Source organism: Rhizobium leguminosarum (assembly GCF_010668065.1).
Classification (GTDB): Bacteria; Pseudomonadota; Alphaproteobacteria; order Rhizobiales; family Rhizobiaceae; genus Rhizobium; species Rhizobium leguminosarum_S.
In genome coordinates, this window is record NZ_WUEN01000005.1 from 89,888 (window position 1) to 102,236 (window position 12,349).

The window sequence follows — 12,349 nt, forward strand, 5'->3', positions numbered from 1 at the left end:
CTCAGCAGGTTCGTCCCTATGCGCGATCGGCCGGATAGGGTGTGCGGATCAAGAGTATCAATCCGCCGGCGAGGAACAGGATCAGCGTTGCCATTCCAAGCCGCGGTGATCCGCTTATATAGGTCACCAGCGAGAAGAGCAGCGTCGCCATGAAACTGGTGGCGCGCCCCGAAAGCGCGTAGATGCCGAAGTAGCGGCCGGCTTCCTCGAGGTTGACGCTGCGGGCGAGATAGGAGCGCGACGAGGCCTGCACCGGCCCGAAGGCGAGCCCGATCAGCAGGCCATAGAGGATATAGGCCTTCTCCGCCGCCGTGCCGAAGAGGCTGCCGGAATCCGCCGTCGGCAGCGGCATCAGTCCGAACAGGGTGTAGCCCGGTCCCGTCGAAATGATGCCGATGGTGGCGAGAAGCAGCATGGTGAGGCTGATGACGACGGTCACCTTCGAACCGACGCCCTTGTCGATGCGGCCGGCGATCAGGCAGCCGAAGATCGCAATGACATTCAGGATGATGCCGTAGAGACCGATCTCGATCGTCGCCCAGCCGAACATGCCGGCCGCGAAGATACCGCCAAGGATCAGCAGGCCGTTGACGCCGTCCTGATAGATCATGCGGGCGATGAGGAATTTCAGGATGCCGCGGCGCTCTCTGAGCTCGCCAAGCGTGTTTTTGAGTTCCCGCAAGCCGGAGCGCACCGCGGCGCCGAAGGGAAGACCCTTGCCGACATCGGGCGTGAAGAAGAACATCGGCAGGATGAAGATCAGATACCAGACGGCCGAGATCGGCCCGGTGATCCGTGCATCCTGGCCGGTCTGAGGATCGAGGCCGAACAGGGGATCAAGGCCGAGGATGGTCTTGCCGGTCTCAGGGCTGGCGGCCAAAAGCGTCACGACGGCAATGAGCACGATGATGCCACCGAGATAACCGAGCCCCCAGGCGGTGTTGGAGAGCCTGCCGACCTCGTGCTTGCCGACGAGGCGCGGCATCATCGAATCGTTGAAGACGATCGAAAACTCGGCCGAGATCGAGGCGAGGATCATGAAAATGACGGGATAGAGAACAGGCGAACCCGGTGCGGCGAACCACAGGCAGAACAGACTGGCGATCTTGATGATCGCGAAGAAGCCGATCCAGGGTTTGCGTGCGCCGGACTGGTCGGCGATCGAGCCGAGGACGGGTGAGAGAAGGGCGATGATCACCGAGGAGATCGTCGCCATGTTGCTCCACGTCGTCTGCGCGGAAACCGGGTCATCGGTCAGGCGGGAAACGAAATAGGGTCCGAAGATAAAGGTTGTGACCACGGTGAAGAAGGGCTGTGCTGCCCAATCGAAGAACATCCACCCCCAGATGCCCTTCTCCGTGGCCTTCGGCGGTTGCGTTCCTGTCCAGTCAATGCGATTCAACATCCGCTCCTTCTTTTGACGCGGACTGTCTCACCTCACCCGGTCGCGCGCAAGATCGGTCAGGATACCGGCAGCAACGGTAATACGCGCGAGATTGGGATCGCCGCCGTCGCTGAGGGTTGAAAGCTCCTCGAGGATACGGTTGATGCGGATACGATCCTGCGCATGCCAGGCTTGAACGGGAAGCTTTTCCTTGCCGTGATCGGAAAGGGCCGAGATGACGATGTCGCGCCTTGCACTGGCGATTTGATCGATGCTGCGGGCAAGCGCCAGATTCTCGTAATGGTCTGAGGTGAGGATCCGCCCGCCCGCCGCCAGCAGCCTGCCGATACGGAAGGTCTGCGACACGGCGATGTAGTTCTCGGCGGCGCGTACCAGGGGTTCGCCGGTGCGCTCGGCGATCTGCATGATCTCCGGCACCAGTGCGAAGATCGGGAGGCTGGCGATGTCGGCGGCGAGTTTTTCGGGCAGGCCGGCCTGGCTGTACTCCGCCTGGCGCACGGCGACCTCGCCGGCCACCTGTCCGGCGAAGGCGGTTTTCAGCTTCTTCAGGGCTGCCTGAAGCCGGCTAATCACTTCTGCCATGTCGGCCTTGGTCATGCCCGTTTTCAGCAGCAGGCGCGTCAGCACGATAAAGCTGTGGCTGATCTCCTCGTAGATGCGGTTCTGCATCTCGCCTGATATCTTGCCGTCCAGGGCGTCCGTCCCGGCCCAGAGGCTGGTCAGGTCGAAGCCGTCTCTAGCGACGATTGCGGCGCGCACCACTTCCGGTGCCGAAGCCGCCGTTGCATCCATCATGGCGACGGTGAAGCTCGGCCCGCCGCGGTTGATCGCTTCGTTGGCAAGCACGGTCGCGACGATTTCGCGCTTCAGGCGGTGGCCGGCGATATCGCCGGCATTCGACTTCTGCATTTTCACGGGGAAATAATTCGAAAGCGTCGCGATGAAATAGGGATCGTCGGGCAGATCGCTTGCGGCCAGCGCATCGAAGAGCACGATCTTGGCATAGGATACCAGCACGCCGATTTCCGGCCGCGTCAGCGGCTTGCCGGCCGTATACCGCTCGGCCAGGGTCTGCTCGTCCGGCAGCGTCTCGACCTTGCGGTTCAGCTGGCCGGCGCCCTCGAGCACGCTCATGAAGCGGCCGAGCTCCAAGGCGTTTGCCGTCCCCTTGCGTTCCGTCAGCGAGATCGCCAGCGACTGCAGGTAGTTGTTGCGCAGCACCAGGGTCGCCACTTCGCCGGTCATCGAGGAAAGAAGCTGGTCGCGTTTTGCGCGCGTCAGGCGTCCGTCATGCATGGCGGCTGCCAGCGCGATCTTGATATTGACCTCGACGTCCGAGGTATTGACGCCGGCCGAGTTGTCGATGGCGTCGGAATTGCAGCGCCCGCCCTTCAGACCGTAGGCGATGCGGCCTTTCTGAGTAACGCCGAGATTTGCGCCCTCGCCGATCACCTTGGCGCGCACCTCCACCGCGGTGATGCGGATCGGGTCGTTGGCGCGGTCGCCGACTTCGGTGTCGGTTTCGGACGGCGCTTTCACATAGGTGCCGATGCCGCCGAACCAGAGCAGGTCGACAGGGCTCTTCAGGATCGCCGTCATGATCTCGAAGGGCGTGGCCACGGCCTTGTCGATGCCGATCGCGGCAACCGCTTCCGGCGTCAGCGTGACCGATTTCGCTGCGCGCGAAATGATCATCGCACCCTTCGACAGAACGCTCTTGTCGAAATCCTGCCAGCTTGAACGCGGCAGGTCGAAGAGCCGCTGGCGCTCAGTCAGCGTCTTTTCCATATCGGGGTCGGGATCGATGATGATGTCGCGGTGATCGAAGGCGGCAATGAGCCGGATCTTCGGGGAGAGCAGCATGCCGTTGCCGAAGACGTCGCCGGACATGTCACCGACACCGGCGACGGTGAAGGGCGTCGTCTGGATGTCGATGTCCATTTCCCGGAAATGGCGTTTCGCGGTTTCCCAGGCGCCGCGGGCGGTGATGCCCATCTTCTTGTGGTCGTAACCGGCCGAGCCGCCGGAGGCAAAGGCGTCGTCCAGCCAGAAGCCGGCTTCCTGCGCCAGCGCATTGGCGGTGTCGGAGAAGGTCGCGGTGCCCTTGTCGGCGGCGACGACGAAATAGGGATCGTCACCGTCGAGCCTGACGGTATCCTTCGGCGGGACGATATCGGCGCCCGATATATTGTCGGTGATCGAAAGCAGCGTGCGGATATAGGTCTTGTAAGCCTCACGGCCCGCATTGAAGATCTCGTCGCGGCTGCCGCCGATGGGGAGCTTCTTCGGATAGAAGCCGCCCTTGGCGCCGACCGGCACGATGACGGCGTTCTTGACCTGCTGCGCCTTGACGAGGCCGAGCACCTCGGTGCGGTAATCCTCGGCGCGATCCGACCAGCGCAGGCCACCGCGCGCCACCTTGCCGAAGCGCAGGTGCACGCCTTCTACCTCGACGCCATAGACGAACATCTCGCGGAAGGGTTTCGGCTGCGGCAGCCCGTCTACCAGATGCGGATCGAGCTTGAAGGCCAGCATCGGTTTCGGCGAGCCATCCGGGTTCTTCTGGAAATAATTGGTGCGCAGCGTCGCATCGACGATGTTGACGTAGCGGCGCAGGATACGGTCGTCGTCGAGGCTCGGCACCTCGGCAAGCTCGGCCTCGATCGCCTGGTGCAGTTCGGCAAGCTTCTTGACGCGGGCCTTCTCCGAAAGCCTGGTGTCGAGCGTGTCATGGAAGAGACGAAAGATAGCGGCGGCGACACCAGGATATTTGTCGAGCGTCGTCGCAATATAATCCTGCGAATAGGCGATGCCGGCCTGGCGGAGATAACGCGCATAGGCGCGCAGCACGTTCGTCTCGCGCGCCGAGAGCCCGGCCGAAAGGATCAGACGGTTGAAGCTGTCATTGTCGATCGTGCCGGCGAAGGCGGCGACGAAGCCTTCCTCGAGGGCGGCGCCGTAACGCTGCAGATCGATCTCGCCGCCATTGCGGGCCTCGAGCTCCATGTCGTGCAGCACGACGAGTTTCTTTTCTCCATCGGCGATCGGCACCCCGATGTCGAAAGTGCGTTCACTGACGACATTGAAGCCGAGATTCTCGAGAAGCGGCACGCGGCGCGACAGCGCCAGCTGGCCACCAGCGTGGAAGATCTTCAAGGAAAGGGTGCGGCCCTGTTCTTCCTGACGATGGTAAAACTGAATGCGCAGCGGCTCGCCGGCGGCGCAGGCACCGATATCGGCGAGGTCAGCCACGGTTTCCTCCGGCGTGAAGGAATCCTGGAAGGCTTGGTCGACGGATATCTTCGGGGCCTTGGCGCCTGCCAGCGCCTCGAAACGGTCGTCCCAGCGGGCCGTGATTTCGCGGATCACCTGCTCGAGCTTTGCCTGCGGAATGCGTGGCGTCTTGCCGCCCGAGCGGCCGATGATGAAATGCACGCGCGCCACGCCGCCTTCCGGGAAAGCCGGGTAATAGGCGGAGACACGGCCGTCATAGACAGTCTTCAGATAGGTGCCGATCCGTTCGCGGACGATCGAGTCATATTCTTCGCGCGGCACGTAGATGATCACCGAAACGAAGCGGTCGAAATGGTCGATGCGCGGCAGGACGCGGACGCGCGGCCGATCGGCCAAGTCGTTGATCTGTTCGGCAAAATTTGCAAGCAGCGTCGTGTCGATCTGGAAAAGATCGTCGCGCGGATAGGATTCCAGCGTGTTGTCGAGCATGCGGCCGGAATGGCTCATCGGGTCGAAACCGAAATGTTCCTTCACCTTCTCGATCTTGGAACGCAGCAGCGGGATTTCCGAGGCGAGCGAGGTATAGGCCGTCGAGGTGAAAAGGCCGACGATGCGCAGCTCGCCGGTGACGTTGCCCTCCGCGTCGAAGCGCTTGACGCCGACATAATCCATATAAGCCCGGCGATGGACGATCGATTTCACATTCGCCTTGGTGACGATCAGGAAGTCGGGGCCGTCGAGGAAGGCAAGGATCTCAGGCGTCGTCGTCACGGCGTCCTTGCCGGTGCGCAGCACCAGAACATCGGGATTGGAAAGGATGCCGAGGCCAGCACCCTTGTCGCGTTCGACCCTGGCATTGGTCCCCTTGCCGGAATAGACATATTCGCGCATGCCGAGGAAAGTGAAATTCTCATCGCGCAGCCAGGTCAGGAAAGCGACGGCTTCGTCGCGATCGACCTTCTTCCGGCCGGCGCCATTGGCCGCAAGCTCGGCGATCACTCCGTCGATCTTGGAAAGCATCGGCTTCCAGTCGGAAACCGACAGGCGGACCTGTTCGAGGACTTTTTCGATGCGTTTGACGAGATCGGTGGCCTGGGCGGAATTGAGGGGCGCAATATGAAGCTGGATATGGCTGACGCGGTTGGCCGGATCGCTCGGGTGATCGGCGGAATAAATCGCCGGCGCTTTGCCCTTTTCCATGATCAGGATGGGATGCACGGCCATGAACAGATCGCGATAGGTGCTCGTCACTTCGCCCATGACCGATTCAAACAGAAAAGGCATGTTCTGGTCGGTGACTGAAAGCACCGAGACGGCGATGCCATCAGGCGTCACATCGGCAATCGTGTCGATGCCGACGCGGGGCGCTTTGCCGTTCCAGGCAGCAAGTTCCTTTGCCGAATGCACCGCGGAGAGCGCCAGCATTTCCGGCGTATAGAGTTCGAGATCGTCATTGCTTGCCCGGCCGAAGAGAATTTCCGGATCGAGATGCGCCTCGCCTGTCGCCTTGGCGATCTTGCGCGCGCTTTCGATCTGCTTTTCCCGTTTCGGATTGTTTCTGGCAGCCATGGATCGCCTCCCTCAATGTCTGATTTTTCGCAAGCTAGCAGAAGATTCTTCGAAAAAATCTCTAAAAGAGAGGTCCGAAGGATTGTTTTGACGCTTTTTTGGCGCTGGAAACGAGATATCATAAGAGATTTTTCGCTTTCTTCGCCAAGCGTAAGCGAAAGTCCCGTCTTCCGGTTTTTCGTTGCGCCGAACATTTCCACGCCCGCATGAAGAATGGTTGACAGCGTGGCGTCAAAAAGATCATCAAACGCGGTCATCATTCGGATCTTGGATATCATGTCGGAAAATGCAGCGGGCGCAGTCATCGTCATTTCCAGCCATGTGGTGCGGGGCTCGGTCGGAAACCGGGCAGCCGTCTTTGCGCTGGAGACACTCGGTCATCCGGTCTGGGCCCTGCCGACCATCGTGCTGCCCTGGCATCCCGGCCACGGCCGCTCGACGCGGCTGACTTTTGCGGAAACGGATTTCGATGCGGCGATCGACGATCTGATCCGCGCGCCCTGGATCGGCGAAGTCAAGGCGGTGCTCTCGGGCTATTTCGGCAATGCCGCCCAGGCGCGCTCCGTCGCCCGGCTGATCGGTGCGCTGAGGCAAAACAATCCCGAGCTGCTCTATGTCTGCGATCCCGTCATGGGCGATCTCGGCGGCCTTTACGTGCCGGAAGCGACCGCTGAGGCCATTCGCGACCATCTCATTCCGCTCGCCTCGCTCGCAACGCCGAACCGCTACGAGCTCGCATGGCTTTCGGGGGCAGCCCTCGAAGACAACAGCGCGATCATGGAGGCTGCGCTCGCGCTCGGACCATCGCGCATGCTCGTCACTTCGGCGGTGCCGATGATGGCGGGTGGTACCGGCAATCTCTATCTTTCCGGCCGTCACGCGCTTCTTGCTGAGCATCGTGTTGTCGAGAACCCGCCGAATGGTCTCGGCGACCTCATCGCCGCCGTCTTCCTGTCGCGCCTGCTTTCCGGGATCGAGGACGAAAAGGCGCTGCAGCTTGCCACCGCCAGCGTCTTCGAGGTGCTTGCGCGTGCCGTCAAGCGCGGCAGCAACGAGTTGATGCTGGCAAGCGATGCTTCCAGTCTTTCGACGCCGATGGCCATGGTGCAGATGCGCCGCCTTGTGCACCCGGTGCAGCGGCGGAAAAAATGACGCATCTGCCAATATGCTCATTTTGCAGTGCAGCAGTTGATCTTGTCTTCGGCGCGCGCTAATCCAGAAGCATGCAGCGTTTTCCAAATCCCCTTCTGGACGGCTATCGCAACTTTATGAACGGGCGTTATGCCGACGCCCGGGACAGGTATCGGCAGCTGGCCGAAAACGGTCAGAATCCCCATACGCTTGTCATTGCCTGTTCGGACTCTCGCGCGGCACCCGAGCTGATCTTCGATGCCGGCCCGGGCGAGCTCTTCGTCATCCGCAACGTCGCCAACATGGTGCCGCCCTACGAGCCAGACGGTCATTTTCATTCGACCTCGGCCGCACTCGAATTTGCCGTGCAGGTGCTGAAGGTCTCGGATATCGTCGTGATGGGCCATGGCCGCTGCGGCGGCATCCGCTCAGCACTCGATCCGAATGCCGAGCCATTGTCGCCCGGCGATTTCATCGGCCGCTGGATGTCGCTGGTCAAACCCGCTGCCGAGCAGATCCAGAGCAACGACGTGATGACGGCCGCCGAGCGGCAGACGGCGCTGGAGCGTGTCTCCATCCGCAATTCGATCAACAATCTCAGAAGCTTTCCCGATATCAAGGCGCTCGAGGAGGCGGGAAAGATTCATCTCCACGGTGCCTGGTTCGACATTTCGACCGGTGAACTCTGGGTCATGGACGCCGAGACACGCGACTTCATTCGTCCCGAAATCTAGGGACATGCCAGTTTATCAGTTTTTTAAGGATTGTTGTTAAGCTCGCCGTCAATTGGTCGCGCACGACCGACGTTTTGATCACCGTGGCGATTGGCGATGAAGTTCGAAACCATCAAAAGGGTTATCCTGGCCGCTATCATGCTGCCCTTCGTCTTCATGCTCATTGAAGGCGTCGTCGTCATACGTTCTTCGGTCAATCAATACTGGAACCTCGAAAAGGACCGGCAGTTCGCCGATGTGCTTGCCCGTGGCGGGTCGATCGCCGCCACGGAGATTCTGACTGAGATCGGCGCCACCCGCCGCTACCTCGCAGACCCCAGCAGCAGGACTGCCATCGACATGCAGCAAAGCCGGGTGACACTCGATCGCGAACGCCACGCTTTTTATGCCAGCCTGCCCTCCCGCGATGCGCTCGACGAGGGACTCGTCGGCGAATTATCGATTCTCAGCCTTGCCTACAGCCGCATCGTCGCGGCGCGCAGCGCCGTCGACCAGGGGCGTTATACCGGCAGTGATCCCGGTTCCATCTACTGGTATGCGGCTCTCAAGCAGCTTGCTGTCGTCGATGCGCTTTCGCCGCTGATCAGCGATCCGGTGCTGCTTGAGAAATCCAACCAGCTGATGGGTATCCTGCTGACCTATTACGGCGAAAGGCTGATCACCGGGATCGGCACCCGTTATCTCAACCAAGGGGCTTCCGCCAGATTGCCGGTGGAGCTTTTCGTACAGGGCAAGGTCATGCTCGGCGAAGGCATGGATCACATGGTTTTCCATTCCTCCGCGCCGGTCGTGCGCCACATCGTTGCTTATCTCGGCCGCAGCAGCCAGGTAAAGGCGAATGCGATCACCGATGCCATTCTCGCCGGATCGCGGCCGACACCCGCCGTGCATGACGTCTGGGCCGCCGCGCAGAGCGAGCGCATGACCTTCCTGCAGCAGAAGATGATCGAGGCCGCAAAGGATATTCACGAGACCGGCGAAAGCCTTTCGACGCGCTCGCACATACACCTGACACGGATCCTGGCGCTGTGTGCCGGCCTGCTGATACTCGCCACATTGGTGCTGCTGCTGGCGGCAAAGGGCCTGCGCCTGATCGACCGGCTGACCCAGGATCGGGAGACGCTGGTGGGCGAGTTGCGCAGCGCCGCTCAGACCGATCTTCTGACCGGCCTTTACAACAGGCGCGGCTTCGAGGTCGCCGCATCCGCACTTCTCACACAGGCCGAGCACGGATCACGCTGGATTTCCGTCGTGCTGTTCGACCTCGATCATTTCAAGAAGATCAACGACCTTCACGGGCATGACGCCGGCGATGCCGTGCTCCGGCATGTCGCGGGCGTCGCGCGTGAGAATTTTCGTTCCTTCGATCTCTTGGTGCGCCATGGCGGCGAGGAGTTCCTGGCGCTTCTGCCGGATTCGACGCCTGACGATGCTGCAATGGTTGCCGAGCGTGTGCGGCTGGCGATCGAGGCGGCGGAAATCCCCCTGCCGAGCGGCGATGTTCTCAAGGTGACGGCAAGTTTCGGATGCGCCGGACGGGCAAATGAAGCCACCAACCGGAACTTCGAGGATCTGGTCAAACGCGCCGACCTGGCGCTTTACGCCGCCAAGGCCTCCGGCCGCAATTGCGTCGTCTCGGGACCAATCATCCAGGCCCCGGTGCAGGAGGAGCGACGCAAGACGGCGTCCGGCGGCGGCTTTGATTCCCGAATATGAAAAACGCCGCATATCGCAGCGGCGTTTTGGCGTATTCTATCGGCCCTATTTGCCGTCGATCTGCTGACCGATATAGGCGATCGCCTGCTGGTAGACGCTGGCGGCGTTCCAGCCCTGGATGGCGACGAAATTAGGCTCTCCCGGCTGATAGCCGGCGCCGGCGCGCCAGCCGTGGCCCTTGAGGAAATTCGCCGTCGAGGCCAGTGCATCGGCGCGGGAACCGACCATGTCGACGCGGCCGTTGCCGTCGCCGTCGGCGCCGAAGCGCACGACATTGCGCGGCAGAAACTGCGTCTGGCCGATTTCACCATGGGCAGCGCCCTTGGCCTGCGGGCTCAGATAACCCTCGGAGACGAGCTGGAGTGCTGCATAGAGCTGGTCGGTGAAATATTGCGAACGACGGCAGTCATAGGCAAGGGTCGAAACAGCCGACAGCGTATGCTGGTTGCCCATATAGCTGCCGAAACCGGTCTCCATGCCCCAGATCGCAATCAGCGGGCCGGCCGGAACGCCGTAACGGCGCTCGATCGAGGCAAAAAGCGCCTGATTGGCTGCCTTCATGCTGCGACCCCGGGAGATGATCGTGGCACCGCCGCGCTTCTGCATGAAAGCGTCGAAGGAGAGCTTGAAGCTCTTCTGGCCGCGGTCGGCGGCAATCGTCGGCCTGTTGTAATTGACATTGGCGAAGGCGCGGTCGAGGACCGAGCGGCTGACGCCGTTTGCCGCCGCTTCCTGCTTGAAGTCGGCGACCCATGCACCGAAACCGCTGCTATTATTGCCGCATTGGGCGCCTTGGGCCGCTGCCGGCAGCGCGTGGAGAACGCCGGCTGCCGTAAACGCGGCCAGAAGGAATGTTGTCATGCGCATGAGAAACCCCGCTCCGGTCTGCTGAAACGCGCCGCGGCCGATTGGAACCATGCGACGCGCTTAAAATCTTCGTTCTATCCATGTCTTTGTCCCAAAACCGCTTCATGGTTTCGGGTGGCATAGCTTGGCCTGACGCCGGGCAGAATGCCAGCCGAAGGCGATCTTGTCACGATCACCTTTTAGTAAGCGCTTATGGATAGGGGCGCCTACGGCTCGGCAAAAAGCCCTGCCTTCATCATCAGCAGGGCTTTAGCATATTATGGTTTACAAATGGTATCAGGCAGCCTGCTTGCGCGGCTTGACGAGACCACGATTGACGAGCAGCTCGGCGATCTGGATGGCGTTCAACGCAGCGCCCTTGCGCAGATTGTCGGAGACCACCCAGATGTTCAGGCCGTTTTCGACCGTCGCATCCTCGCGGATGCGCGAAATGTAGGTCGCATCCTCGCCGGCGGATTCATAAGGCGTGATGTAGCCGCCATCCTCGCGCTTGTCGATGACGAGGCAACCCGGTGCATCGCGCAGGATGTCGCGGGCCTGGTCGGCGGTGATCTCGTTTTCGAATTCGATGTTGACCGATTCCGAATGACCGATGAAAACCGGCACGCGCACCGCGGTACAGGTCACCTTGATCTTCGGGTCGAGCATCTTCTTCGTTTCGGCCAGCACCTTCCATTCTTCCTTGGTGTAGCCGTCCTCCATGAAGACGTCGATGTGCGGGATGACATTGAAGGCAATACGCTTGGTGAACTTCTTGTTCTCGATCGGATCGGCGACGAAGACGGCGCGTGTCTGATTGAAGAGCTCGTCCATGCCGTCCTTGCCGGCGCCGGAGACCGACTGGTAGGTCGAGATGACGACACGCTTGATCTTGGCGAAGTCGTGCAGCGGCTTCAACGCCACCACCAGCTGGGCGGTCGAGCAATTCGGATTGGCGATGATGTTGCGCTTGGTGAACTGGCTGATGGCATCCGGGTTGACTTCCGGCACGATCAGCGGCACGTCGGCGTCGTAGCGCCAGGCCGAGGAATTGTCGATGACGATGCAGCCCTGCTGGCCGATCTTCGGCGAGTACTTCTTGGAGACCTCGCCGCCGGCCGACATCAGGCAGATGTCGGTATCGGAGAAATCGTAATTCTCCAGATTGGAGACCTTCAGCGTCCGGTCACCGTAGGAAACCTCGGTGCCCTGCGAACGCGAGGAGGCGAGTGCCACGACCTCATCGGCGGGGAAGCCTCGCTCGGAGAGGATGTTGAGCATCTCCCGGCCGACATTTCCGGTCGCTCCCGCAACTGCTACTTTGAAACCCATTTCTCAAGCTCTCTTTCTCTTCTCTCCTCTTGTCCGGTGAGGGGAAAGGCGCGACTAATCGCGTCTTCCTGTCCCCAGCCGAGCCGGGGAGAGAGCGGCAGGCCAGAGACGTCAGACGGTTTTCGTCGTCGTTTTGGCCTTGGTTTTGGAAGAAACCGGAACGGCAATGTCCACCCCGGCAACTCGTGCCCGGTCACTGCGATCAGCAATGGCGTGTTCGTCGCGAACCATGGAGATTCCTTTTCCGCTGTTGCTCTTAGAAGGTTTTCCACAGGAGTCAAGGTTTTTGCGCTCAGAGCCGGCAGGCGAAAGCGGCGGCCGCAATGCTGCGACGTTTTGTCATGCCGCTGTCACCCTCGGCAGGTATCCCGGCGCGGTTGTT

Annotated in this window: 8 protein-coding genes; 3 read left to right on the forward strand and 5 right to left on the reverse strand. The window is 61.1% G+C overall.

The window, feature by feature from the left end:
* Positions 1-16: 16 nt before the first annotated feature.
* Positions 17-1,405 carry an MFS transporter gene (locus tag GR198_RS15765; protein WP_164069226.1) on the reverse strand — a complete coding sequence of 463 codons (1,389 nt, stop codon included), beginning with the start codon at positions 1,403-1,405 and terminating at the stop codon, positions 17-19.
* Positions 1,406-1,432: 27 nt separating this feature from the next.
* A complete protein-coding gene (locus tag GR198_RS15770) occupies positions 1,433-6,208 on the reverse strand; it encodes an NAD-glutamate dehydrogenase (protein WP_164069227.1) in 4,776 nt (1,591 codons plus the stop codon).
* Between the two features lie 276 nt (positions 6,209-6,484).
* Here GR198_RS15770 and pdxY point away from each other — a divergent pair, with 276 nt between their 5' ends.
* The 3 genes from pdxY to GR198_RS15785 all read left to right on the forward strand — a co-directional run bounded on the left by pdxY (position 6,485) and on the right by GR198_RS15785 (position 9,789).
* Entirely contained in the window at positions 6,485-7,360 is an 876-nt protein-coding gene (pdxY, locus tag GR198_RS15775) for a pyridoxal kinase PdxY (RefSeq protein ID WP_164069228.1), read from the forward strand.
* A gap of 71 nt (positions 7,361-7,431) precedes the next feature.
* Positions 7,432-8,073 (forward strand): carbonic anhydrase, encoded by a 642-nt coding sequence (locus GR198_RS15780; protein WP_017962600.1) that lies wholly within the window; start codon positions 7,432-7,434, stop codon positions 8,071-8,073.
* Positions 8,074-8,169: 96 nt separating this feature from the next.
* Entirely contained in the window at positions 8,170-9,789 is a 1,620-nt protein-coding gene (locus GR198_RS15785; RefSeq protein ID WP_164069229.1) for a GGDEF domain-containing protein, read from the forward strand.
* A gap of 45 nt (positions 9,790-9,834) precedes the next feature.
* Here the strand turns inward: GR198_RS15785 and GR198_RS15790 are convergent, their stop codons facing one another.
* The 3 genes from GR198_RS15790 to GR198_RS36250 all read right to left on the reverse strand — a co-directional run bounded on the left by GR198_RS15790 (position 9,835) and on the right by GR198_RS36250 (position 12,291).
* Positions 9,835-10,656 (reverse strand): lytic murein transglycosylase, encoded by an 822-nt coding sequence (locus GR198_RS15790; RefSeq protein ID WP_029874633.1) that lies wholly within the window; start codon positions 10,654-10,656, stop codon positions 9,835-9,837.
* 276 nt (positions 10,657-10,932) lie between these two features.
* Positions 10,933-11,967 (reverse strand): aspartate-semialdehyde dehydrogenase, encoded by a 1,035-nt coding sequence (locus tag GR198_RS15795; protein WP_003543997.1) that lies wholly within the window; start codon positions 11,965-11,967, stop codon positions 10,933-10,935.
* 111 nt (positions 11,968-12,078) lie between these two features.
* Complete coding sequence (locus GR198_RS36250; RefSeq protein WP_164049114.1) at positions 12,079-12,291, reverse strand: hypothetical protein; 213 nt, start codon at positions 12,289-12,291, stop codon at positions 12,079-12,081.
* Positions 12,292-12,349 lie beyond the last annotated feature (58 nt).